Source organism: Pseudoalteromonas sp. DY56-GL79, from assembly GCF_041414765.1.
GTDB lineage: Bacteria > Pseudomonadota > Gammaproteobacteria > Enterobacterales > Alteromonadaceae > Pseudoalteromonas > Pseudoalteromonas piscicida.
The window spans coordinates 125,854-152,574 of record NZ_JANHZS010000013.1 but is presented as its reverse complement, the minus strand read 5'-3'; the positions used below and the strand labels follow the sequence as shown (position 1 = coordinate 152,574).

At 43.6% G+C, this 26,721-nt stretch carries 20 protein-coding genes; 14 read left to right on the top strand and 6 right to left on the bottom strand.

Translation table 11 applies throughout. The annotated features are described in order from the left end of the window. The first annotated feature begins 122 nt into the window (after positions 1-122). The 10 genes from NO992_RS11345 to NO992_RS11300 all read left to right on the top strand — a co-directional run bounded on the left by NO992_RS11345 (position 123) and on the right by NO992_RS11300 (position 16,444). Complete coding sequence (locus NO992_RS11345; RefSeq protein WP_010603872.1) at positions 123-467, top strand: VOC family protein; 345 nt, start codon at positions 123-125, stop codon at positions 465-467. 132 nt (positions 468-599) lie between these two features. Further along, on the top strand, positions 600-785 hold the full coding sequence (locus NO992_RS11340) for a hypothetical protein (RefSeq protein WP_371377167.1): 186 nt from the start codon (positions 600-602) through the stop codon (positions 783-785). A 295-nt stretch (positions 786-1,080) separates the two neighbouring features. Further along, positions 1,081-3,306 carry an EAL domain-containing protein gene (locus NO992_RS11335; protein WP_371377158.1) on the top strand — a complete coding sequence of 742 codons (2,226 nt, stop codon included), beginning with the start codon at positions 1,081-1,083 and terminating at the stop codon, positions 3,304-3,306. Positions 3,307-3,416: 110 nt separating this feature from the next. Beyond that, on the top strand, positions 3,417-5,945 hold the full coding sequence (locus NO992_RS11330) for a TonB-dependent receptor domain-containing protein (RefSeq protein WP_371377155.1): 2,529 nt from the start codon (positions 3,417-3,419) through the stop codon (positions 5,943-5,945). A gap of 226 nt (positions 5,946-6,171) precedes the next feature. Further along, positions 6,172-8,457: a beta-N-acetylhexosaminidase gene (locus NO992_RS11325; protein ID WP_371377152.1), complete on the top strand. Its 2,286-nt coding sequence runs from the start codon at positions 6,172-6,174 to the stop codon at positions 8,455-8,457. A 140-nt stretch (positions 8,458-8,597) separates the two neighbouring features. Next, the gene (locus NO992_RS11320; protein ID WP_371377149.1) at positions 8,598-11,342 is read left to right on the top strand and encodes a family 20 glycosylhydrolase; all 2,745 of its coding nucleotides are present in this window, start codon (positions 8,598-8,600) and stop codon (positions 11,340-11,342) included. Between the two features lie 87 nt (positions 11,343-11,429). Next, positions 11,430-12,005, top strand: coding sequence for an RNA polymerase sigma factor (locus NO992_RS11315; protein WP_017218716.1), 576 nt, complete (start codon positions 11,430-11,432; stop codon positions 12,003-12,005). A gap of 23 nt (positions 12,006-12,028) precedes the next feature. Beyond that, positions 12,029-13,072, top strand: a complete 1,044-nt coding sequence (locus NO992_RS11310) for a FecR family protein (protein WP_371377145.1) — start codon at positions 12,029-12,031, stop codon at positions 13,070-13,072. Positions 13,073-13,146: 74 nt separating this feature from the next. Continuing rightward, entirely contained in the window at positions 13,147-15,819 is a 2,673-nt protein-coding gene (locus NO992_RS11305; RefSeq protein WP_371377142.1) for a TonB-dependent receptor, read from the top strand. A gap of 109 nt (positions 15,820-15,928) precedes the next feature. Beyond that, positions 15,929-16,444 (top strand): hypothetical protein, encoded by a 516-nt coding sequence (locus NO992_RS11300; protein ID WP_371377138.1) that lies wholly within the window; start codon positions 15,929-15,931, stop codon positions 16,442-16,444. A 387-nt stretch (positions 16,445-16,831) separates the two neighbouring features. On the opposite strand, the gene NO992_RS11295 is transcribed toward NO992_RS11300, so the two are convergent. Beyond that, complete coding sequence (locus tag NO992_RS11295) at positions 16,832-17,461, bottom strand: hypothetical protein (RefSeq protein WP_371377135.1); 630 nt, start codon at positions 17,459-17,461, stop codon at positions 16,832-16,834. 2,500 nt (positions 17,462-19,961) lie between these two features. On the opposite strand from NO992_RS11295, the gene NO992_RS11290 reads away from it, so the two are divergent. From NO992_RS11290 to NO992_RS11275, 4 genes are all read left to right on the top strand, one after another. After that, positions 19,962-20,174, top strand: coding sequence for a cold-shock protein (locus NO992_RS11290; protein ID WP_010375758.1), 213 nt, complete (start codon positions 19,962-19,964; stop codon positions 20,172-20,174). A 186-nt stretch (positions 20,175-20,360) separates the two neighbouring features. Beyond that, positions 20,361-20,498 (top strand): hypothetical protein, encoded by a 138-nt coding sequence (locus tag NO992_RS11285; RefSeq protein ID WP_019647480.1) that lies wholly within the window; start codon positions 20,361-20,363, stop codon positions 20,496-20,498. Between the two features lie 18 nt (positions 20,499-20,516). Further along, positions 20,517-20,720: a hypothetical protein gene (locus tag NO992_RS11280; protein WP_010375761.1), complete on the top strand. Its 204-nt coding sequence runs from the start codon at positions 20,517-20,519 to the stop codon at positions 20,718-20,720. A 657-nt stretch (positions 20,721-21,377) separates the two neighbouring features. Beyond that, positions 21,378-22,271 carry an alpha/beta hydrolase family protein gene (locus NO992_RS11275; RefSeq protein ID WP_371377131.1) on the top strand — a complete coding sequence of 298 codons (894 nt, stop codon included), beginning with the start codon at positions 21,378-21,380 and terminating at the stop codon, positions 22,269-22,271. Positions 22,272-22,482: 211 nt separating this feature from the next. Here the strand turns inward: NO992_RS11275 and NO992_RS11270 are convergent, their stop codons facing one another. From NO992_RS11270 to NO992_RS11250, 5 genes are all read right to left on the bottom strand, one after another. Next, entirely contained in the window at positions 22,483-22,794 is a 312-nt protein-coding gene (locus NO992_RS11270; protein ID WP_010603857.1) for a cupin, read from the bottom strand. A gap of 304 nt (positions 22,795-23,098) precedes the next feature. Next, entirely contained in the window at positions 23,099-23,881 is a 783-nt protein-coding gene (locus NO992_RS11265; RefSeq protein ID WP_211856712.1) for a hypothetical protein, read from the bottom strand. A gap of 275 nt (positions 23,882-24,156) precedes the next feature. Beyond that, a complete protein-coding gene (locus tag NO992_RS11260) occupies positions 24,157-24,423 on the bottom strand; it encodes a VOC family protein (protein ID WP_371377126.1) in 267 nt (88 codons plus the stop codon). Positions 24,424-24,662: 239 nt separating this feature from the next. Further along, positions 24,663-25,475: a DUF6597 domain-containing transcriptional factor gene (locus tag NO992_RS11255; protein ID WP_371377123.1), complete on the bottom strand. Its 813-nt coding sequence runs from the start codon at positions 25,473-25,475 to the stop codon at positions 24,663-24,665. Between the two features lie 78 nt (positions 25,476-25,553). Beyond that, a complete protein-coding gene (locus tag NO992_RS11250; RefSeq protein ID WP_371377120.1) occupies positions 25,554-26,429 on the bottom strand; it encodes a trypsin-like serine protease in 876 nt (291 codons plus the stop codon). Between the last annotated feature and the right edge of the window lie 292 nt (positions 26,430-26,721).

The window sequence follows — 26,721 nt, the reverse complement described above, 5'->3', positions numbered from 1 at the left end:
AGGCGGCAAGTCGAGCGTCGCGACCAAAACACACTCAGAAGAACAAAAATCAAACAGCAAAGGTCAACAGGCCCTAGGCGATAACAGCATAAATGAAGCACAGATTTTAAAAGGAATAAAAAATGAACAACCATATAAACTATGTAGAATTAGCAGCAAAAGACTTAGTAGCAACACAAGCTTTCTTCGAGCAGGTGTTTGATTGGCAATTTGAATCTTACGGGCCAGATTATATTGCGTTTGCAAATTCAGGCCTTGATGGCGGCTTTTTCCGAGCCGATGTGTCTTCTAAACAAGCGCAAGGTGGAGCGCTCGTAGTGTTGTACAGCGATGAATTGGAAGCCGTGCAAAGCAAAGTAGAGCAAGCGGGCGGAGAGATAAGCAAGGCTATATTTGAATTTCCTGGCGGTCGTCGCTTTCACTTTATTGAGCCGAGCGGCAATGAATTTGCGGTGTGGTCTAAATAACTTGAGTTTAAAAATAACTAGGGCCTGTTGATCTTTCAAGTTTGTTTCTGCAGCAGTTTGATTGGTATTTATACAAGGCAGAGCCAGCGTAGCATAGTCATTCTATGTAAGTCTGGCGATAACACAGTAGAAATGCTAATCAAGCGCTGCCCTTTGGGTTCATCTGAGTGCGCTTTGTTCATTGTTGCTCAACTTTTGCCTAGATTACTAGGCGGCAAGTCGAGCGTCGCGACCAAAACACACTCAGAAGAACAAAAATCAAACAGCAAAGGTCAACAGGCCCTAGTTAACACATCCCTTATTCAAACCTCAGCTTAAATAACCAGGCGATGTGCTGTAAAGCCCCTTTACAGCACACGTAAATACTGAAGTTTTGCTGCAATAATCTTTCGTTTTCAGAACAGATAAAAACTTGAATTCGTTGCTATTGTGAACAATAGTTATTAAACACTGATGCAAGCATCTCTTTGTGTTTGATACCTGCTTACTGCGTAATCAGCCAATAGACTTATCTAACGAGTTTAGATTCAGCGTAGAAGTGCCGATAGTAAGGGCAATCATTGTACAAAACACCGATAAACGCATCATCACCATAATTAGGTTTGATTAGGCAATGAGACGGATATTCTTAGTTGTTGGTATTTTACTCTCCTTAACCATGCTTATGGCCGATAAATTGGCCCTATTCTTACTGTCACCAGTGACTTTTATCATCATCATCGCTTTAGTTTTTTTGTTTGTAGCACTGCTTTGGTGGCAAGCTCAAGATACTAAAAAAATTATGGTTGATGATGACTCTACCGTGCCACAAGCGGTGTTAGACAGCGATGGCGTTATTCTACAAGCCAATGACCAAATGCAATCCATACTGGGTGTTGGCAGCACAGTAATAGGGTTAAAACTTGAAAATTTAATCGCGGTGAGCGGTAACATCCATAGCGAGGGCAAGAGTGGTGCAACAAGCATGTTCGAAGCGCTCGTAACGCAAAGTTATGGTAATTGCACGACCAAATACAGTGGCAAAGTTATTAGTCCTGTTGCTTTACCAATTAAAGTCGCGGATACCGTTACAGGATATCTCTGTTATTTTAATACTAGCAACAGAGAAAATCGCCTCGCTCAGGCACTAGAAGAAGAAAAAGAATTGCTCGAAGTGACACTGAGCTCTATTGGTGATGGCGTGATCTGTACAGACGTAAATGGCGTGATCACTTATATTAATCCAGTCACAGAAGCCATTCTCGCGATGTTAAATGAAGAAGTGGTCGGGCGGCGATTTGATGATGTGATGTCTATGTATCACGAAGAAACCAAAGCTTCGGTGAATCAATTCCCTGAACTTTGCCTAAAGCAAGGCCATACCATTTGTTTACCTGAACTCACTTCCATCACCAATCATCTTGGTCTTACCTTTGCTATCCAAGATTCCTTCTCTCCTATTATAGCTAAAGATGGCAGCTACCTTGGCACTGTAATGGTCTTTCAAGATGTGACAGAGTCGAGATTGATGGCGAAAAAAATGAATCACCTTGCTCATCACGATGCATTAACTGGGTTACCCAATCGCTTATTGCTGCATGACCGTTTAGTGCAGGCTTGTAAACGAGCCAAGCGCATGAGTCACCAGTTTGCTTTGGTATTTATTGACGTCAACAAATTCAAAAAAATCAACGACTCACTGGGGCACGATTATGGCGACTTATTACTCAAAGAAATTGCGAGTCGATTAACTCAGCAAATTCGAGGGTGCGACACCGTTGCCAGAATGGGGGGCGATGAATTTGTGTTACTCATTGACGGGATCAAAGATAAAAAATACGTACGTAAGGTTGTGAGCAAAGTATTGAGTAGCGTTAATGGACAATATTGTTTGCGCCAAGTTAGCCTAAAAGCCACGGTGAGCGCTGGCGTTGCAATTTACCCTGATGATGGTGACAACACGGAAGCCTTGTTAAAGCATGCTGATACCGCAATGTATCGAGCTAAAAAGGCCACACAAACGGAATTTCAATTTTATAACGCACGCCTAGATCACGAGTCGGAACAGCGTTTAGTGCAAGAAAGTCGGATCATTCAGGGATTAGATAATCGAGAGTTTATTCCTTATTACCAGCCTATTGTTGATGCGCATACCCGCAAGATTAAAAAACTTGAAGTGCTCGCAAGGTGGCAACAAGATGAACAATTGTTGGTACCTGAAGACTTTTTTGAAGCGGCATGTGATGGCGATCTGATGGTAGAAATTGGGCAACAGCTCAGAGCACTGGCCTTTCAGGCGATGAAAACATGGTTTTACGAGTACGATAATCTTGTGGTTAGCTTTAATTTTTCGCTTGCTGAACTCACCAATAAAACAGTAATAAAAAACTTTATGGAGCAGGCTGCGCAACATCAGTTGCCATCTCGGCAAATTGAAATAGAAATCAAAGAAGTTGACCTGATAGAACTACTTGATAAAGCACCGGAAGTGATGGCGGAATTAGAGCAAACCGGCATGCGGATCTCAATTGATCATTTTGGTGTTGGGCATACCAGCATGCTGTACTTGCAAAAGCTCACGTTTGAAACCATTAAAATTCCACCAGCTTTCCTTGCGACCCCTCAGTCTGTTGCCTCACAAAATGATATTGCAAAATTGATTGTACAGATGGCAAAGAGCTTGGATGTAGAATGTGTAGCGGTAGGTGTTGAGACAGCGTTGCAAGCTAAGTCCCTTAATCTCAATGGCTGTCACCTTATCCAAGGCAACCACCTTTTTGCTCCCGCTCCAGAGTCCGAGATCACCCCTATTCTCATTACCCACATGAGCGTAGAGCGGCGCAGATTAGGCCAAAACTAGCATTGATAAAATTATCTAAAAAATATTCCTAAAACTTTCCCTTCGTTCGTTTATAGATTTACAGAGCTTCACTCACTTGCTCTGCCAACAACAAGAATGAAGGGAATACCATGAGCAATAATACATCTCGTTATAACAAACATCTTATTGCGCTTGCTATCAGTGGCGCGTTATTGGGTTCGCACACAGCGGTTGCACAAACAAAAGCACAAGAGACGCAAGAAACTACAGAAAAAAAGAAACTACTCGACCTTGAGCGAATTGTCGTTACCGGCAGCGGTGGGCGTGGCCAAACTAAGTTGGAATCATCGGTCTCAATTACCACCTTAAATGCCGAACAGTTGGCGCGAGAAGCACCTCTAGGTACGGCGGATCTGCTGGAAAGTGTGCCAGGCTTTTGGGTTGAAGATTCAGGTGGTGAAACCAACAATAATGTTGCACCTAGAGGACTACGTGGCGGTGAAGGCTTCCGTTATATCGGCGTTGAAGAAGATGGGCTACCTGTGGTGTACGACGGCGTTTGGGTTGATTTTTATCAGCGTCAAGATATCACGATTGAACATATGGAAGCGGTTCGTGGGGGCACCTCAGGCCTACTAACCACCAACGGCCCCGCGGCATTAGTAAACTTTATTACCCGTAAACCAGATGACATTGAAGAAGCGACGATCCGCCTAACTGCTGCCGATTACGGCATGTATCGCGGCGAGTTCTTTTATGGCACACCCATTAGTGACAACTGGAAAATGTCGATAGGTGGCTCATATCGTCGTTCTGATGGCGTGAGGGACACAGAGTTTACCGCAGATCACGGCGGCCAACTTCGACTCAATTTAGTGCGTGAGTTTGATAAAGGCCAACTCACGCTGTCTGCCAAACACCTCAATGACCATACCACTTTCTTTGTGCCTATTCCGCTTAGAGATCAAAGTGACCCTAAAGGCATTGCTGGTGTCGACCCACAACATGGCACCTTAATTGGTAATGGTCAGCGCTTTTTACACTATTTACAGCCTGATGGCAGCTATAAAACACGAGACCTTAAAGATGGGCAGCATACCAAGTTTAGTACGCTAGGCTATCATTTAGATTGGGAGTTAAGCGACCGTTGGCTACTAAATACAGCTGGCCGTTACTCACAGTTTGAAAACGACATGTATATTTTGCTTAACTTCGATAACTCGACGCTGGTCAATGCCAATACCCGACTTGGGCAGCAAGATGTGCAAAATATGCTGGACCAGTTTGCCAGCGATGGCGCCGTTGCCGCACGGTATCGATACGTCGATAGTGGTGAAATACTGACAGATGTCAGTAATTTAAACGGAAACGGCTTAGTCACCACAAGCTACCCGCTTTATTCGCGCTATGATGCCGAGCAGTTTGTTAATAAGCTCAATTTTACCTATGAAGGTGATCAGCATACGCTGACCATAGGGTGGTTATTTGCCTATGTAGATGCGGACTCCTTGCCAGTTGATAAATGGGAATCGCAGTTTTTAACGGAAGTAAAAGACAATGCTCGATTACTCGATATTGTTGCAGTTAACAGCAATCAGCAAGTGGTTGGTCAACTAACTGACCACGGCTCAACGGGTTATGCTCCTGGTTGGGGTCAGGCAACCGCTTATGGTACCAGTACTTCCAACTCTTTATTTATCAATGAACAATATCAAGCAACCGATAACCTTCGTATTGATGGCGGGGTTCGGGTTGAGTGGTTGGAGCTAGATAGCACCGCCTCCGCAACCACATTTGCACAGCCTGTTGCGGGCGCTTTTGACAGCGCTGGTAATGACATAGATAACAATCTTGCCAACAATTACGTCGACATGCCGTCAAACAAATTCCTGTCAAAAACTCGTAGCGAAACCGAAACCGCATGGACGGTCGGATTCAATTATACCTTCTCGGATGATGTGTCAGTATTTGGTCGTTATGCCGATGCATTTGAAATGCCAAGGTTAATGAGCTTTGGTCAGAACATTCACTCAGGGGTTGATGCCGACTTTAATGACAGCGTTAATCTAACCTTTAGCGAATTCGGTACTCGCTATGCTGGCGATTCAATTGGTGCATCACTGACCCTGTTTAGAACTAAATTTAATGACTTAGTGGAACGTAATTTTACCGGCAGCGATGGTGAGGTGGCGAATCAAACGATAGACACTGTCACCGATGGTCTTGAGTTTGAAACAGTGTGGCAGGCGCATGACAATTTACAGCTTGAGCTGACAGGTGTGTTACAAGACCCAAAAATGGAAGGATTTACCGGGGCATTTGCACATTGGGAAGGCAAGCAAGTGAAGCGCACACCTAAAGTGCAGCTTCGGTTAACGCCAACCTACTACTTTGACGACGGTGATATCTATTTAACTATTCACCATTTAGGAGAGCGTTACTCAGACGGGGAGAACAAGTTTGAGCTTCCTGCCTACACCACAATCGACATGGGCGTGAATTATCGCTTTACCGACGCAGTTGCACTGCACGTGAAAGCGACCAATATCAGTGATGAGCTCGGGTTAACCGAAGGAAACCCGCGTGCCATCAACGATGTTCAAGCAGGATACGACTATTACTATGCTCGGCCGATCTTAGGACGCACCATCAGCGCCTCGCTGACGCTGAATTTTTAGGGCCTAATCGGGTTCACCTGAGTGCGCTTAGTTCATTGTTGCTTAACTTTTTGCTCAGCCCACTATGTAGCAAGTCGAGCGTCGCGACCAAAACTCACTCAGGGGAACAAAAATTAAATAGCAAAGGTCATTAGGCCCTGTATTTCCCTTGCTAATTTGCACACTGCCCAGTGCTCATTAGTTCACTCAAGCCCGCTACAAGCGGGCTTTTCTCAGGAAGTTATTTATGAACCAGAGTGTCTTTTATACATTTTTGCAAAGCAGTTTATTGCTGTTTTCTTTGTTGCTCACACCACTTTGTGCAGCGCTACAGATCACCCCAAAACCACTGAGTGCTAGTTTTGGTAACGGTCACTTTAACCTTACCCATGACAGTAAAATTACCTTTAACCAGCATCAAGCTCAAAGCGTTGCGCAGCAATTAGCGACCTTTTTGCGCTCGCCGACGGGCTATCAGTTGCCAGTATCTCAAGCTGATAGCTCAACTAAAAATAGTATTGCCTTTAAGATTGTCGATGCACCGCTATCTCAAGAGGGATATGCGCTGAGCGTGACACCTGAAGGGGTTGAAATACAAGCTAATACTGCGACCGGATTATTTTGGGGGATGCAGTCGCTGCGACAATTACTCCCTGCTGAGATAGAGTCGCGTATGCCCATCAATCAGGCGAGTTGGGCAATACCTGCGGTAGAAATAAAAGATCAGCCCAGATTTTCTTACCGTGGCATGCATTTAGATGTGAGTCGGCACTTTTTCGATGTGGCTTTTGTGAAGCGTTATATCGACTGGCTGGCGATGCATAAATTCAATGTCTTCCAGTGGCACCTAACCGATGATCAAGGCTGGCGAATTGCCATTGATGCGTACCCTAAACTAACCGAGATTGGGGCAACCCGGCCTCATACAGTGGTTGGCCATACCTATGATTATCAACCATTGTTTGATAATAAAACGGTGTCGGGCTTTTATACCAAGGCGCAAATTAAGGAAGTGATTGAGTATGCGCAGGCGCGACATATTGAAGTGATCCCTGAAATCGATATTCCGGGGCATAGCAGTGCGATGCTTGCCGCATATCCCGAGTTATCTTGCCACCAGCGCGCGGTAAAGGTGCAGCCGCAGTTTGGGATTTTTGAAGATGTGTTATGTCCCCGTGAAGACGTGTTTGCGTTTCTTGGTGTTGTATACAAAGAGGTTGCTGAGCTATTTCCGAGCCAATATATCCACATTGGTGGCGATGAGGTGATAAAAAAGCAGTGGCTAGAGAGCCCCGAGGTGAAAAAGTTGATGCAACAGCATCAGTTAACCACACCTGAGCAGGTGCAAAGCTATTTTATTAAACGGGTCGCCAAAATCGTCCAAAATCTTGGCAAAACGGTGATTGGTTGGGATGAAATATTAGAAGGAGGGGTAGCGGATGACGCCGTGATTATGTCTTGGCGGGGCACGGAAGGAGGCATTCAAGCTGCAAAAATGGGCCTTCAGGTGATCATGAGTCCTTATCAATATATTTATTTTGATGCCTATCAATCGCGCAATCTTGACGAGCCTAAAGCTATCCACGGGCTTTCAAGTCTAAAAAACGTTTATCAATATGAGCCGCAGCCCAGCCACTTAACCGCTGAGCAGCAAGCCTTTATTGTTGGTGCGCAAGGTGCACTTTGGACTGAATATATAAAAACACCTCGTCATGCCGAGTATATGCTGTTTCCGCGCTTGAGTGCGTTGGCCGAAACATTGTGGTCGGATAAAACACAGAAGTCGTGGTCTGATTACAGCCAATATCGTTTACCCGCGCTTTTAAAACGCTACCAGCAGATGCACCTTAATACCGCTTATAGTAGCCATAAGCCTATCATTTCAAGTGAGATTAATGGACAGCAGCTCATCGCCACCATTACCTCTGAAATTGCCAACACGGCTATTTACTATACCTTAGACGGCAGCGAGCCAACGCTACAATCGCAGCAATATCAAAAGCCGCTAGTGATAACTGACGAAACGCAGCTTCGCGCCCGCAGTTATGTAAGCGATTTAGGGCAACTGGTAGGCGACGCGCGTTTAACCCTTTCACCTCATTTAGCGCTTGGAAAAGAAATAACGCTTGCCTCGCTAGCTGCCGAAGGCTCTGCGACTAAGCTGCAGGATGGTCAATTTGCTTATGATCAATTTTACAGCGTTGATGATTATGCGATTTTTTACGATACCGATCTTGAGGCGGTTATTGACTTAGATGCGTCAACGCAAGTGCAGCAGGTTAAGCTGGGCTTTGACAGCGGGCGACATAGACAACTGCACCCGCCAACACATATTCAAGTACTGGGTTCAAGTGATAAACAACAGTGGCAAACGTTAGCTGAGGTTAATAATCCGCGTGGGCCCATGTCGGTGTTGTCGTTTGCTCCTGTAAGTGTGCGCTTTTTAAAGGTGGTGGCCATTAATAGTAAGCAATCTGACGATATCCAGATCCCCAAACTTCCCCTGTATATCGATGAAATAGCGGTATATTAATCACCAGCCCTAATGCTAAATTCGTAATTAGGGCATTATTTATGATTCCATTCCCAACTTCCTCGGCTCAAACGTTTACATAGATAGAGTGGCAGCAGTACGCGCTCTATCCGAACAATAACAATATTTTAGGAGCCAACATGTTTGCAAAAAAACAGATAATTACTGCCTCACTGTCAGGCTTAGCCTTGTTGACTGCGAGCCACTATAGCGTCGCACATCCTCACCCAGATAACTTAGCATTACGCTGGCAAGTCGTGGATCATGGCATTGGAGAGAATATCTTTCTTGGCAGTTTGACGATTACTAATAATGGTCTTGAGCCGTTGGATGAGTCTGGCTGGGCGCTTTATTTTAGCTCGGTAAGGCCGCCTGCAAGCGTACTACCAGACTCAGATCCAAATGGTCAGTATGCGCGCCAGCATATTGCCGCGCAGAATCTAAGTTTAGAAAATGCCGATGACGCAAAAAGTGGTGATTACTTTGTACTTAAGCCCACTGCGGGTTTTGCCCCCATTCAACCGGGTGAATCTCGTACTATTGAAATCGTTGCACAGTATTGGCAAATGCTGAAAAACGACTCACCGTCGGGTTTTCACATTAGCTACAATAATCAAGCGCCTCAAGCTGTGCTGGTGGACGTGATGATGGACCCTAGCGATCCAAAACAAACAAAGCAAGCGGTTAACGATAATATGCAGGTGCAAACGTCCGCCATCCGATTCGCCGAAAACAGCGCGACGCACATGACATTGCCGCTGAAAAATCGCTTGGTTCCACAGCCCCATTCAGTGGTCACACCGAATGATGAATTCTTAACTTTGATGAGCCAATTAACCAGTATTTCAGCGCCGACTTCATTGACCAAAGAAGCCTCCTTCTTACAAACTGCGCTGCGCGATATTCTGAGTGGCACATTTGCGATTAATAGCACGGTGCAAAATGGCCCGAACCTTATCAAGTTGCAGCTAGACCCAAATCTCGATACCAATCAAGACAATCAGCCGGACGCAAGTGGTTATAAGCTTGAGGTCGATGCATTTTCGGGGATCACCATTACTGGAAGTGACACCCAAGGGGTGTTTTATGGTATTCAAACACTTCGTCAAATGATCCCAACCACTGTGTATAAAACGGCTAAAAACTCAGCCACTTTGTCCGACAATGCCGTACTACCCGCTAGCACTATTTTGGATGCACCACGGTTTGAATATCGAGGCATGATGCTGGATGTGTCGCGTAATTTCCAAAGCAAAGAAACGGTATTTAAGTTGTTAGACTTAATGGCTTTTTACAAGTTAAACAAATTTGAAATTAACCTTGCCAACGATGAAGGTTGGCGACTAGAAATTCCCGGTATTCCTGAACTCACGGAGTTTGGAGCAAAGCGGGGATATGACCTGAGCGAAAGTACGATGCTGCATACGTTTATGGGAGCTGCCAATGGCTTTGCACCAGGAGATGGGATTGAAAATAAACCCATGGATGAAACCGCTGCAAACTTAGGCACCGCGCCTAGTTATCAGGGCTTTGAAATTGCTCAGCAGAACTTTCTCGGTAAAGGCTGGGGCTATTACACGGTGAATGATTTTAAAGAAATTCTTCAGTATGCCGCTGACCGTCATATTGATGTGATCATCGAATATGATTTTCCAGCCCATGCGCGCGCAGCAATCAAAGCGATGGAATATCGCTACAACAAATATAAAGATAGCGACCCAGTTGAAGCAAATCGTTTTAGGTTGATTGATCCGCTCGACCAGTCGCAGTATTACACCCCACAATTTTATACCGACAATTTTGTTAACCCAGCACTTGAGAGCACTTTTACTTTCCTCAACCATGTAGTGAGAGAAACACGCGCCATTTATGATGCTGTGCCCGATTCGACACTGACTCGGCTACATGGCGGTGGTGACGAGCTGCCACATTTAGGTCCGAATGAATGGTGGGCGCAATCTCCAGCGGTAGATCAAAACCCAGCTACGGCGGGCAAAACCGATGCAGAGCTGTTTGACTACTTCTTTTTACGCTGGAAGCAGATAGTCAATCAGCATGGCTTTGATATGGCAACTTGGGGCGATGTGTTATCGCACAATGGTACGGGTAATGTAAGTTACGGTGAGATATTCCCCGTGTTTTGGAATAACGTGTGGGGTTGGGGCAATGAGCATCAGGCCTACAAATTTGCGAACCAAGGTCACAAAGTGGTGCTGGCCCATGCGACAAACTTGTATCTTGACCTTGCGTATAACAAACATCCTGATGAAATAGGCTATCATTGGGCAGGTTACACAGATACCAAAAAGGCGTTTGAATATCGTCCGTTTAATATTTACGCCAATGCAGAGCGTGACAAGCTGGGCAATCCAGTGCCGTGGGACCCAAAATGGGTGTTACTGAGCGAAGCGGGTAAACAAAATGTTCAAGGTATTCAGGCGCAACTATTTGGCGAAAACCAAAAGTCACCAGAAATTCTTGATTACATGACTTTCCCGAAATTACTGGGTGCCGCTGAGCGTGCATGGGTGCAAGATATGCCAGCGCAAGGCGCAGCGACTACCGAGGCTTGGCACACCTTTACCAACACTTTAGGACAATACGCTCTACCACTATTGGACTATTACCAAGTGGTCGATATTAATGCTCAAATACCACAGCAGGTAGGGGTAAATTATCGTATTCCATTACCTGGAGGCGCGATTGAAGGTGGTAAGTTAATCGTCAATACCCGGTTTGTTGGCATGGCTACGGAGTATTCGGTTGACCAAGGCGCAACATGGCATCGCTATGAAGGGCCTGTGACATTGACCGCGTCGTCTAAAGTACAACTTAGAACGGTGAGTGATTCGGGCAAGGTAAGCCGAGTCGCAACGGTTAATTAAGCAAATTGATTTAAGCAACGCCAGCGAACCTACTAATTTATGGGTTCGCTGCACGCTAACACAAATGGAAGAGTAGGATGCGTATTCATGCCACCGTTATTATCTTTTAAGCGCAAAGCAGTCGATACCACTAAGGTAGCTGCAAACGACGACCTTGCACGTCGCCAGCAAGTAGAGCAGCTGTTTTTAAAACAACAGCAAAAGCTGATCCGCCATATTATGGGCAAAGGGTTAGACAAACGTGAGGCGGAAGACGTTGCCCAAGAGGCGTTTGTGAAGTTGCTTGGACTTGAGCAGGATAATGTCAGCAACTACATCGCCGCGTACTTGTATAAAATTGCAACCAATTTGGCCATTGATAAGCTGCGGCGCAAAGCGCGTAGCCCGTTTGATGATCGTGAGCACGATAGCGATCAAATGCCACAGCCTTGTGCAAGTGCTAACCCTGAACAAAACCACCACAACCAAGAGCTACTTAAAGAAATGGAAAAGTCTCTCGCAAGTTTACCCGACAAATGTAGGCTGGCTTTTTTATTGTATAAAATACGTGGTCAAAGCTATGAGGAGATAGCTTTGACCTTACAGATATCCCCAAGTATGGTAAGAAAATATGTATTACGTGCAGTTCGTCATTGCTACCAGCAGTTACAGCATGAGCTTTGATCATGAGTGTTAAGGATATAAACATGACTCCACTATCTGACGATTTAGCAATAATTGAAGAACAAGCCGCTGATTGGTTATTAGTCTTAGACGAGCAGCAGATCTCACCTCATGACAGCACTCAATATCCACAGCCGCTAAACGCTTGGCTAGCTGAAAATTCACTACACAGTGATGTGTTCAACAAAATGTTGGAGCTTTGGACGCTTTCAGCCCAACTTGACGATGACTATGTTACTCAGCAGCTTGCACAGCTGGATGCACAAAACACCACGGCTGTAACTGACATTAAGCCACAATCCAAACGCCGCGCTCAGTCTTGGTATCTTGCGATTGCCGCTACTTTGCTGCTGTTTGGTTTGGTGACTTTTATGGCACCGGAGCAGCCACTACAGCAAGCACCTGTTGCCAGTGCTAAGCCAGCACCAGTCGATACAGTGTACAGCGAGTTCTTTCAAACTAAGGTCAATGAGCATCGCACCATTACGCTTGATGATAATAGTCAGGTTGATTTAGGGGCCAATAGCCAATTGGCTGTACGCTACAGCAACACTTCAAGAGAACTACTGTTGTACCAAGGTGAGGCGCTGTTTAGCGTGAGTAAAGACAAGCAGCGACCGTTTATCGTGCGCTACCAAAACAGCCAAGTAGAGGCGCTAGGCACGGTGTTTAATGTTCGCGCCAATCCGGCTTCAATTAGAGTTGATGTGCTTGAGGGCCGTGTGGCTGTGACTCAGCAACAAGCAATTAAATTGGCCCAAGGGCAAGCGGTAGAAGTCACACAGCAAGGCGACGTTACCCGTAGTAAAGCCCAAGGTGAAGCGTTGACCATGGCGTGGCAAAAAGGCTACTTAGTGTATCAAAACGCAGAATTAGGCAATGTGCTTAATGATGTGTCGCGATATAGCGAAATCAAAGTGAAGTTAAGCGATCAACGCCTAGCAAAACTGACCTACAACGGCACCTTTTTAACCACTGAAATAAGCGATTGGCTCAATAGTTTAGAAAAGATTTATCCGATAACCGTGATGCAAAAAGGTGAGGAATACACCCTAATCGCGAATTAGCTAAAAGTGTCATAGCAAAGTCACAATATAAGTGGTACAAAGTTTATACAATAATAAATACATTGATTTAAACTATGTTATTCAAGCTATTAATCCCGCTGTTAGCGTGGTTAATATGGTTTGGTGGCGTTGCATTTGCTACCACGGATCATCAATTTAACTTGCCTAAAGCGACTTTGCAGCAGCGTTTACTCGATATTGCCGCGCAAAGTGGCTGGCAGTTAAGTGCAGCCGAAATCCAAGATAACATTAGCGTTGAGCAGATAACTGGCCGCTACACCCTCGAACAAGTCTTGCTCACCAGCTTTCAGCAAGCTGACTACGACTTTTCCCTAGACCCAGAGCAGCAGCGTATTTTTGTGACTCCTAAAAAACTTGAGTCTGCACAACACTTTGAGCGCATTATCGTAACGGGTGTAAGCGGTAAAAACCGTAGCATTTTAAACTCGTCTATTTCAATCACTCAGCTTGCAAGCCTACAACTTGAAAAACAAACACCGTATTCCAGCGCAGAGGCGCTTAAAAATATCACCGGTTTTTGGGTTGAAGACTCGGGAGGTGAAACCAACAATAATGTAGCACCAAGAGGACTTAGAGGCGGCGAGGGGTTTAGATTTATCAGCCTCATGGAAGATGGTTTGCCCGTGACCTATGACGGTATTTGGGGGGACTTTTTTTTACGTCCAGACCTAACCCATCAAGCCATTGAAGCGGTGCGTGGCGGCAGTAGCGGTATTTTTACGGTGAACGGGCCAGCGGCAATGGTGAACTATATCGGCAGGCGAGGTTCAGAAAATCCTTTTAATTTAGTGAAAGTGAGTCAGGGATTGAGCTATGACTACGCTCGTTTTGATGGCGTGTTTAGCGGAGCGTTGAATGATGAATGGTTTTATACGGTAGGCGGGTTTTATCGTACTTCTGATGGTATTCGGGAGCCGGGCTATCAAAGCGACTTAGGCGGCCAAGTGAGTGCGCGCATGAGCTGGTTAACCGACGCATTTGAGCTTGATTTTAGCTATAAACATTTGAACGATAAAACCAGCTTTTACGCGCCCTTAGTGATGCAAAATAGCGGCGAAATTCGAGAGCTGGCGAGCCTGCCTTATGACGATGGAACACTATTGAGCGACGACTTAAGATCGCTCACCTTCTTCACTCCAGAAGGACGCGTGCAGCGTGACTTAGAAGACGCCCAGCAAACACGCCTAAATAGCTACACTTTACTGTTTAACACGCCGCTTTTTGAACACCTTAACCTGAGCAATCGTGCGCGATTTTCAAGCCTAAACAATGACTTGTATACCTTAATGAATTTGGGCAACCAAACCATAGTCGACGCCACAAGCCGATTACAACACGCTGATATCACCGAATTTAAACGCCATTTTGCAAATAGCGCATTGCGCCCTCGATACTTACGTTATTCAGATAACACCTTAGTTGCCAACCCCGCAACGCTTAATGGTAATGGTCTCGTGACCGCTAGTTATCCTTTATATTCACGTTACAAGCAACAGCAGCTGGTAAATCATTTTAGTGTGGATTATCTCCACGCGCAGTGGTCACTGACCCTCGGTCATATTTACGCTCGAAGCGATTTCGACGAGTTACCACTAGATAAATGGCTCGGCGCGTTACTAACGGATGTAAAGCATCAACCCGAGAGGCTGGACATCGTACTGGTTGATGGGCAAGAAAATGTGATTGCCAATTTTACCGAGCAAGGTTTTTTATCTTACGCCGGTCCCGTTTATTTAAGCGGTAGCGGCTTGTCTCAATCACATTCGCTGTATGCCAATATAGACTGGCAGCTCACTGAAAACCTTAGGGTTGACTTGGCGCTGCGTAATGAACACCTGAACCTCACCAGCACACTACTAGAGGGGGTAAAGTCGTACACCGATTCATCAAAAGCCGCTTATTCTCACTATCTCCCGGCTGCCACTTGGCGTGATTCCTTTACGCAAAATGCGCTCAGTATTGGCACAAATTACCAAATTGGCGACGCGATGGCGATATTTGCACGTTATTCCGATGCCTTTGAAATGCCACGGCTCATTAATTACGGCAATGGCCGCGGATGGGCCAAAAGTGAAGAGGAGCGCGTACAGCAAGACTTTGGCGAACCTATTCGCTTGGCGTTAGGTGAAGTTGGACTGCGTTATCAAACCGCTGATTGGCAGTTTAGTGGCGCGTTATTTGAAACCAAGTTTGATCCGCTCCCGCTCACGGTGTATCGCGGCGCGGCTACGACTCAACAAGCCGTTTCAATCAATACCCAAACACGAGGGCTGGAGTTCGAATTTGACTATCAATATAGTCCAGCTTTGCAATTTAGAGCGATAGGTGTGTGGCAAGACGCTGGGTTTTACGGCATTCCTAAGCAATTGCCACAAAGCGAATTTAATGGCAATCAAATAACACGCACGCCGGAGTTACAACTACGACTGACGCCGGAATACAAAGCAGGACCTATTACCGCGGCTATCACTTGGTCGTATGTTGGTAAACGCTATTCGGATATTGCCAATCGGTTTTCCTTACCAGCCTATCAAACATGGGATTTATTTACCGAGCTGGCAATTAATGACAAGCTCAGCGCACAGCTTGAGGTTAAAAACCTCACCAATGCTTTGGGATTGACTGAGGGCAATCCTAGGGACGATTTAAGCCATCAAGAGGCTATCTTTTATGCTAGACCCATTTTTGGTCGCACCATCAAACTTTCGTTAAGTTATCAGTTTTAAGCGAAACCGATATTATTCGAGCAATTCTATTCCTTGACTTAAAGTGAACTTGAAGTTGTATGCTCCTCTTAACCGAATGACAGTGAACAAACGATAAGAGGCAGAGGCAATGCAAAATAGCTTAGATAAAATCGTCAATGATATAAAAGCCAACTGGAGCGGATTAAATTCAAGCACCACAGTAACAGTACGTGAGTTGTTAAGTGAACTTACTCAGTCTCCACCGCACGAGCCTTGGCTTGCGAGCATTATGCGTGAAAGGCTGGCATCAAAAACACTCTACCAAGACCCTGAATATGGCTTTATGTTGCTAGTCCATGCCGAAGAAAAGGGCACGTACCGCCCGGCCCATGATCACGGCGCAGGTTGGGTATTTTATGCCGTGCAATCCGGCGAAATGGAAATGACAACATACAAACCCGTCACCACAGCAAGCGGCGAAACCCACCTTGTATCCCGAGGAACAGACACGCTCAAAGCCGGCGATTGCCGAGTGTTTCTACCCGGCGATATCCACGACACCCGCTGCTTAACAGATAACTTCGTTCAATATCGTTTAACCAGTTGTGACTTTAAAGAAGAGAAACGCTCAGGACGGATGATCCAGTATTTGAGTGAGGTGTAGTGGTTTGCCAAAACTCGAGGCGATAATTGGTTTAATTGTCGTCGCTGACATCTAATCAAGCTGTTTTGAAGGGAGTTTGTGCAAATCTCGGCCGTTCAACAGCTACCATGATAGTTTGCAGTCAATCATGGTAGCTGACGTTCAGACAGCTCGCTTTTTGGACAAAAACGATAAGTTGTATCTACTGATTTAGGTAGCGATGAGATCGCAATAGGAGATCACGGCTTAACGCCCCTATATGTGTTTGCTGTGAATAATTTTAACGGCTAACTGACATAACGAAGTTGAACAGGTTTAAGCGTTGCCAAATTGCTAATACAAATTAGCTGCTTAAAAGCAGCTAATTTGTATTGTTATGCTTACTTAACCGGAGAAGGTTCATATGTGCTATATTTCATCGGCACGGACTAAGTCTTGAAGAATAACTAGGTACTGATTCGCCATATAGTCAATTGCGACATTGATATCAAGGACTGGAAAATTTGCTGTTTTACCAAAAACCGAACGCCCAATTGTTCCTAAGTTTTTTCCATGGGTATCAAAACTGGCAATTCGATAAAGAAAGTAGAGATAACTTAACCTAGTGCCTTGGTCATTACGAACTTGGTCGAGCATGCTGCGTACATCCATGCTTCTATGTAAATTCGCCCAAGACGGATCAGCGAATTCAAGTTCACTCTTTCTGGGAAGTTCAGGTTCATTCGTAAGTTTTAGGTAGTCGCTTTTGAAAGAGTTCAGAAGCTCCTCATATCTGTCATGCTTATTGTTTTGGTCGTCAAAAATATATAAGAGCCTAAAATAGCTTTCCAATAAAGGCCTAATAAGGATATGTGTGATGTGTCGCTCATCTGCGTTTGCGGAATCATCTAAAGAAAACCCTTCGATCTCTTTAAGAGTCCCAGCTATTGAGCGGAAACGAAGTGCCTCCTGGGCAAAATACGAATTCGGGCCAGTGTCAACCGCAATACTTTTCAGAGTAGGAAGTTCTTTTTCTAGAAGCTGGAAGTGATTTGTCATCTAAGCTCTCTTTGAAATATAACATTTTAGTATTTATGCAACATACTGTTTGTGTTGTATAATCGCTTGTTGGACTGAGCCGCTACCAGCTCGGTGTGTCAGAGTTGGTGTTGTTTATGCTATGGCTTTATTTATAAAAAATAGGCTTTTTGGAGGTTATCACTTTCCTAGCTAGTGTAATCAGCTTAGCTATTGTTAAGTAAGTTTTCCCTGCATTGCTCAGCGCTTATTATGTATTCATTACACCTAAATTTGGCTTGATAAGCAATTATATTTTTTACGCGTACAAAGGCCGCTAGCCTGAGCAATTAAGCAGGTTAACTACTTGATTTTACGCATCAGTCCTAATCAAGCATCCCCTCCTTGGCTAATATCAAAGCGCATCCATGCGCTCCTCGTTCATTCTTTTGAAACGACGCAAAAGAACGAACCAAGAAAACGTCGCCCCAGCATCACACTCAATCCTCAAACCCTAAGCCGATATAGTGCAACCGTCTTGTAAGGCACGTCCTTGTGCTGACAAGACTTGGCCGACATCCTGTCGGCACATTGCATATCGGCTTATGCTTTTCGGGCGTGGTATTGACTGTTGTTTTTGGTTTTATCTACTAAAGCAGCCGATTAGCTTACAAGCACCAAAAAAGCTCTCAGCACCGTTTTTCTCCCTCATCACACCCGAAAGTAAATTGCCAATGAGTCATTTCAACGCATGGATGCGCGAAAAGCTGTGACAGGGCCAAGGATGGCCCTTACACCGCGGTGACGTTCATATTGGCGATTTACTTGAGGAGTCAGTGTGATGTCGGGAGTGCCCTTTCTTTTGCTAACTTTTCTTTGGGCATCAAAGAAAAGTAAGTCGTAGCCCATGGACGGGCGTCGAAATCTGTCAGGAGGACGGGCTGACTTTACGATAAATTTCGAGCTATCAGCCGTTATCAAAATAAACCTCCGTGTTTAATATCAAAGCGCATCCATGCGCTTCTCGTTCATTCTTTTTAAACGACGAAAAAGAACGAACCAAGAAAACGTCGCCCCAGCATCACACTTAATCCTCAAATCCTAAGCCGATATAGTGCAACCGTCTTGTAAGGCACGTCCTTGTGCCTGACAAGACTTAGCCGACATCCTGTCGGCACATTGCATATCGGCTTATGCTTTTCGGGTGTGATGGAGGGGAAATCGCGCTGTCTGTTAGTTCTGGTTTTATCTCCTGAAGCAGCTAAGTCGCTTACAAGCACCACAAGAATTTATCAGCGCCTTGTGTCTCCCTCATCACACCCGAAAGTAAAGTGCCAATGAGTCATTTCAACGCATGGATGCGTGAAAAGCTGTGACAGGGACAGGGATGTCCCTTACACAGCGGTGACGTTCATATTGGCGATTTGCTTGAGGAGTCAGTGTGATGTTGGGAGTGCCCTTTCTTTTGCATACTTGTTCTTTGGGCATCAAAGAAAAGTATGTCGTAGCCCATGGATGGGCGTCGAAACCTGTCAGGAGGACATATTAGCCTTACCCTCCATGGCTCGTATCAAAGCGCATCCATGCGCTTCTCGTTCATTCTTTTTAAACGACGAAAAAGAACGAACCAAGAAAACGTCGCCCCAGCAGCACACTCAACCTTCAAATCCTAAGCCGATATATAATACCAATTGCACTAAGTCTCCAATCAATTTGAAGGGTGAAATACCATATTAGCGTCGTTAAAAATTTCTCATTTAGAACAACTAAATAGCAAAATTTTTGCCTAGCTACTAAAGCTATTTCTCCGCTTCAAATTGCTCATTTACCTAATACAATTGGTATCGCAACCGTCTTGTATGGCACGTCCATGATGCCAGACAAGACTTGGCCGACATCCTGTCGGCGTATTGCATATCAGCTTATGCTTTTCGGGTGTGATGGAGGGGGGAATAAGTTGCTTGTGAGATCTTCTACGATTTTTACGATTAAGCTGCTTGCAAGCATTGCAAAAACTATCAGCGTAGCCTCCTAATTCGCAGTGCAGATAGCTTTGTGGGAGGCAAAATAAGTGACACTCATCACAATTAGCAAACGGCGAAACCCACTCTGTATCCCGAGGAACAGACACGCTCAAAGCCGGCGATTGCCGAGTGTTTCTACCCGGCGATATCCACGACACCCGCTGCTTTACAGATAACTTCGTTTAATATCGTCTAACCAGTTGTGACTTTAAAGAAGAGAAACGCTCAGGACGGATGATCCAGTATTTGAATGAGGCGTAGTAAGTTCCTATAGTCGAGGGTGTAATGCTAAAGGTTTTGCTGTTGATTTTCTTGAATAAATAAAATAAAAAAGAAACTTATATCTATTAGTTATATTTCGTGTATAGTGGGTGCCTCAATAAGTTACCTATTAATGTAACATTTAGTTCAAGTTCTTCTCAGTTTCCTTTCGAACCAGTTCGTCATATATGCTCTGCGATATCTTTTCCTTTATTACATACTTAGTGACTAATATTTTTTAATATATCGAGGTATATATGTCTAACAAGATTTTAGGTTCTGTAAAATGGTTTAATGAGTTAAAAGGTTTTGGCTTTATTACACCTGAAAATGGTAGTCCAGATGTTTTTGTTCACTTTAAATCAATTGTAAGTGAAGGCTTTAAAACACTAAATGAAGGTCAAAAAGTAGCTTTTGATGTTGAGCAAGGGGCTAAAGGTCCAAATGCTGCAAACGTTACTTTGGTATAAGTAGCGAATAGACTGGAGAGGACTTCCAGTCAATATCCATCTCTCAAAGTAAAAGTCCGTTTCAATATTAACACCATAATTTCATAAAACTCCATTTAATTGATGTGCGTTTTTTAACTCACATTGATAGGGAGTTTTATGCGTTTTTCGTTCATATTATTTTGTTTTGAGAGGTAGGATTTTAAATTGAAAAAACAGTCGAAAAAAAAGAGTGGCGAAGATGCGGCTCTTGATAAAAGTAAGTCAAATAATATTCACGTTGTAAGAAGAAAAATCGAAGATATTCTGTCTGAACGAGAGCGAAAGAAATTATTGGGACTTTGATTTAAAGAGAAGTGAGTTATGGCTAGACCAAGAAGACAAAGTAGTAAAAAAACACGGAAAGAGGATTTTGAAGGTAAACTTGAACAAGTGGTAGGTGAATATCGTCAAGCAAAAGAAGTGCTTGATGCTCTTACGGAAGATTCGGTCGAATATAGCGAGCAAAAAGATAAGTGTGACAAGCTCTTTGCGCGTGCTGAACGTTTCATCAATAGACAGTCTTAAGACTCATAAACTTCAACATTAAAGCAAATGACAAGGCATGTATCTGCCTTTAACCCCGCTTTAAATTTGCTTACCTGAGTTGCAAAGTTCAAGGAATGAACCAAAAGCTAATATAGAAAAGTTAGCGTTTATCTTAACTAATTCGTCTGAACAAACCCTACATTAGTTCGCTCATCTAAACCACTTCTTTGTTTGTCTAAATAAAGGTAGTGGATCATAGCTACACTAGTTTTTTATACACTACCCTCTGACTCTATGACCAAAATTCTCGCCTCGCCACGAGGATGCGCAATATGCTCAGTGTCAATTGATGCATAAAAAAATATGACCTGTGTGCAATAGGGCAAGCTAGTGGTGGGTGTCAGCGATTTCGTCTTGCTACAAAATCCGTTAATATAAATGAACTAAGGGCCCGATTTGAGCAGGAACGGGCATTCAAAATATCCCTTCGTGTAGTTCACTTAGGCATGGGCTTACATTTTCAAAAAACGACCAATTTCAGACGGGTTTTCAATAGATGGTCAGTATAACTAATTAGTGGTCATATTGAGTACTCTAGTCGAAAATGAGAATATTAAAGAACTGAAATCATTGGTTTTTATGTTGGCGCAAACCTTGCTGTCTCAAGGTTTCTTTAATTTCATAATGGATTAAAAAATGAGAAACCTCGGATATTTTTTGTTTTTACTAATTTTTGCGTCAGGTTGTACTACAAACAATAGAGACCAAAGTCACACTCTCAACGAAGAAAAACGCCAACCAAATGACGTTACTATTGTAGAAGAGGTCGTTTTTGAAAGCGAAGGTGTAAAATTATCAGGGAGCATGTATATACCTAAAGATGCGCGAGCTGCAGTAGTATTAGTGCACGGCTCTGATCCTGTCCCACGAATGACTAAGTTAGCACAGTCACTGGCTAAGAGAGACTTACTAGTTTTGACGTACGACAAGCGTGGGGTTGGTGAATCTGGTGGCGTTTACGTAGGGCCTCAGGTGGGAACCAATAATATAAGTGTTGATAATTTAACTTTGCTTGCGAAAGATGCAAGTGCTGCGGTAGATGTGGTTCATGGTTATGACAAAGAGTTATCGATTGGACTTATTGGCGCGAGTCAGGCTGGCTGGATTATTCCAATTGCCGCACTCAATAATCAATCAGTAGAGTTTATGGTTCTCTTCAGTAGCCCTACAATCACAACTCTGGAACAACTTAGGTTTCAGTTTTACACCAATGGTAGAGAAGACTTTTGGGAAACTCATACTGATGAAGAATCGCGTGAACATACGTTAAATGATCCTGACAGATATGATTTTAAAGCAACGGACCCGAAAATTTCTTTGAATTCTTTATCGATACCTGGGCTCTGGCTCTTCGGAGAGCAGGACATACAGGTCCCAGTCAAAATGTGTATCGAGCAACTGAATAGGATGAAAGCTAAAGGCAAGCCTTTTGAATATGTATTATTTCCATCGCTAGGCCACAATACTAATAAAGCAGAGCCTCTAGATATTGCGATACAATGGATAAAGCAAAATAATTTTTCCCACTAATTCGCAATTGTTGTTTTGCTGATGTTGATCAAATAGAAGAGCGTAGTTAACTAATGGCTCAAATGTGACGAAGCGGCTATGCCGAGCGTCACTGAGCTCTCTTGCTGCTAGGTCGACTTTATGAGCACCCTAAATGAATCTCCGCTTCTGACAGTTCAAGTTTAGACTTGTCCAGTTTAACGGATATCGGTGTTTAACACCGACCCAAACCTTATACGCTACCTTCTGATTCTATGACCAAAATTCTCGCCTCGCCACGAGGATGAGCAACATGCTCAGTGCCAATTGACGCATAAAAAATATCACCAGTTTGCAATAGGGCTGATTGCTCAACGCCATTCTCTTTGTAAAACATGTCAACCGCACCATCTAACACAACAAAGACTTCTTCACCGTCATTAACATGCCACTTATAAGGCTGATCAGTCCAATGCAGGCGGGTTGTAATACCATTCATATTAGCGATGTCTTTTGCGCCCCAAGCGCGCTGTGCTGTGAATGTTTTGCTTCTAATTATTTCCATGATGCTTCTTATTTTTGAATTGCTAATATTCTCAAATTTTTGCGTTTATAGGCTTTGTTGCGTTTGATGAATAGACGGTTACGTAAGGTAGTGCTCAAAAAATCAAGAGCAGTATATTGCTTGGTGCTTTATACAATGTCCAGTTAAAGGGCTCACAAACTATAAAGTTATTTTATCCAGCATAAGCGCAAATAGTGTTGGACGTTACTGTGATCATTCAACTGAGCGATCGTTTTATCCTCTTTCTCATTGGCTAATGCCACTTTGGCTTTAAATTTAGGTGAGTGGTTTCTACGCTTTCATGTCATGGGCATACAAAAGCACTAATGTACCACCTTGTTTTTTGGCTAGTTAGTTGCTGCTTGAACACTGCAGGATAACCTTTTTCTAATAGAACATTTTCGGCCAGTGTTTCTAAAGCATTAGCTTGGACTATTTCATTTTCACTACGTCTAATTGCATAACCTGAGATTTTGTATCCCGATCGAGCATTTACGGACGAAAATAGCTCTCTAACTCTGACTCTGCCTTTTGCTCCTTCCATCTCAAGTTGTTGCTTTATAAACTCTGCTTGTTCTTTAGCGCTAGCTCCAGATGTCGTACACCAAAAGATATCATAATCCCAATCTTCCCAATCAAAAGAAGGTTTAACGCTTCTGTCTGTTCTTAAATTACTATCTTCTTCTATTTGAAATTCTTTCTCTTTTGCAATTATTTTTGCAGTTTCTTGCTTGATCATTGGTGTCCCGCCTGCTTCTAAAACGCCTAACAAGCGGCTTCTTAATTCACCATCCACCATAACTAAAACAAACTGCTTCGCTACTTCCTGCTTTCGCTCGTTTTTTTCTTCTAAAGATAGCTGAACGAGATCATAAATTTTGAAATTAAATTCTCGTTCGGCATTTATCCTCTCACGCTCATCGCGCGCCTCTTTAATTGCAATATCTACGGCAGCAACCTGCTCCTTTAACTCTCGATCTAAATTTGAGACCGAAAAATTTAAAATAGCTACCATCGCAGCTATTGTGACCGTAATAAGAGGTATAAAAACGTTTTGTAAAAATGCACTAAAAGGTTTCCAATTCACCTTTAAATCCTCCAAAAATCCCGTGTTCCTATAGTGGGTTCTTGTTTGCGTCCTTTCGAATATCCAATCCTGACGGTACTCTTATTGGCACTTGAATACACCGAGTCAATTAGTTGAGTCAAGGTTATGCTTGTTGTCGGTTGCTTCGACCAAACACCGTAAAGCAAATATAGCCACTCTTTCGTAGTTCCGCTGTCATTCGGTGCCGACGATACTTAATTTATTCGCTTTCGGTCGTAGCAGTCTGGTTGTGCACAGCGAAAATATCACCGAATTCACTTTGGTGAGTGCAGACCTAAGCGATTACCTTCTGTATCTATAAATAACGCGAAAAAACCGCTTTCGTCTGCATGTGGAGTTTTGGGGGTCAGTATTTTCCCACCGCTTTCTTCTACTTTTGATAGCACTTGCTGTAAGTCTTCACCCGCGTTTAAATACAGAGTGACGCCAGTGCTGGAAGGAGTGTAACCTTCGCCTTGAACAATCACACCTACGGTAGATTGCCCTTCGTACGGGAAGAGTGCCATTGTCATTTCAGACATATCTATGGTTTCAATGGAGACCGCAAAAATGCTGCTGTAGAACTATACGGCGCGGGTTAAGTCGGTTGCTGGAATTTCAAAAATTGATGCGAAGCTGTGCACGTTATCGTCCTTATTTTATTGTGTTTCGGCTAGTTATTGGTGACTAGGTTGGGTTTACTGGGCTCGTTTAAGGCTCAACGAGTTCGACTTTAAGATAGTGCGGGGAGACAACAATTAATTGTAAAAAAGCGACAGGACTATTTATAGAAAAGTCGTGAAAGCGTCATACCTTCGTCATCGAGAAACGCTCGCGGGTTTACCCCTGTGAGTGCTTTAAAGTCCTTAATAAAGTGAGACTGATCATAATAGTTGCTTTTGTACGCGATGTTGGTGAAGTTGCCTTCACGATTTATGAGGAGTGTTAAAGCGCTTTGCAAGCGTACAAGTTTACTTAAATGTTTTGGACTAATACCGACAAGGTCTAAAAACTTCCGCTCTAGTTGGCGCCTTTTGTTGGGATTTGATTTGGTGATTGCATTAACCGATATATCGCCATTTTGTGCAAAGATAATGTCTACCGTTGTTTTTACAATGTGCTCAATTGTCTGCGGGTCGCTGAGCTTGTGAAGGAGAAAGGCCTCTAAAATCTCAATCCTTTGGCTTGTGTTTCGCGCTTGGATGATATCACTTTCAAGCTTTGCGGCCTCATCGGATTTAAACAGTTCGTAAATCGATGTTTCTTGATTTTTTAAGCTCTTTATCGGTTTCGAAATAAAGTGGGAAAAGGCATAAGGAAAAAAGCTGGCTGCAAAGGTGTGAACGTATCCGGTTGGTTGAATATAAAAAGGTGAAACGGTTTGACCAAGTACCATTGCGCGCGGTTGCAATATGTATTCATGTTCTGATGTATAGCGCTTAATATCGTCGCCCAATATAAAGGCCAGCTCAATGCAGCCGTCGGGGACAATACGTTGCTTTGCGGCATTTTTATCTGCAGTAATTTCCAGTGTCCAAAAGCAATTGATAAATGAGGACAAATTTTCACTAGGTAAAAATTTTTCGTAATCCATAAAGTCTCCGTATCAGCTATGGACACTGGTAAATTTAGCAACCGTTTTATGGTCTGCTCTTTAGACGCGCTATACTTGCTACTGACCTTTATTGATATGCTTATTTATCCAATCTTGGTAATAAGATACACGCGTTAATACGGCGGTTGAACCGTATTTTCCTAAAGTATAATTTTCCAAATCGCCCTCAATTTCTCTCCATGCAGCTAATCCAACCAATACCGGCGTAGAGCCTTGATAAATGATTGCTGCGCCGCCGCTATCTCCAGAGCCTAAGGTGCCCTCTAACGGCAACGCATCGGCTCCTTGTTCGAAGGTAAATTTGAGCCAGTGGGCTTTTGCTTCTGTGATCACGTTGTTGTAAACATGCATTTGATAGTCGTCTTGAGTGAAAGCCCAATCTGAGAAAAATTTGGTGACTTGATACCATGCATAGGTCGTTAGGCTTGGTCCCTCAGAGTCATGCTCTTCACCCGTTATCCCCGTTCCGATAGCGCCGCGACCAAACCCAGTTATTTCCATGCCTAACTCTTCATTTCCCTCATATATAGCGATGGGTTGAATGTGTGTTACTGGCTTGCTTAAGCGAATTAAAGCAATGTCTTTGGCGTTATTTAGCTGCTCCATAAGTGGTGCCGGGTCGCCTTCACTCCAATCACCTTCTACCTTTTTGTAATCCGGATGAATAATGATTTGTGCAATTTGATTTTCAACACCATGCACCATGATAGGTTTGTCTTGATAGTCATACATAAACGTATAAATGACGTGAGCTGGTGCCAATAACCAATGCTTATCGATTAACACTGAACCGCCTTGGAATGGCATATCAACATAAAACTGCGGGATGCTGTTAACCTTATACAAGTCAGGGTCAACATCATGTCTTTTGACAACCGCATGGTTCTGAAAAGAGGCAAACATGAGCAAAAAAATGGCAAGGTATTTCATCATTATCCCTTATTTATTATATTGTTATTATTTCCAAAGTGGCCAATAAATCATCATACTGAAACTTTCTTTTCAATGCATCAATAAATGTACCTGTTTTATACTACGCTCTCTCCCTCAAAAATATCTGTACGCTGACCAAATTAAAATAAATAAAAACAAATGGTTATTGTCATGCTATGACGCTAAAAATATTGCAAATTAGCTGGGAAACATGATTGATAAGAAATGTGACTGGTGCAATCAAGTTTGTGAGGTAACAGCATTAAGGTAAAGTTAATTTACGTGATCTAGG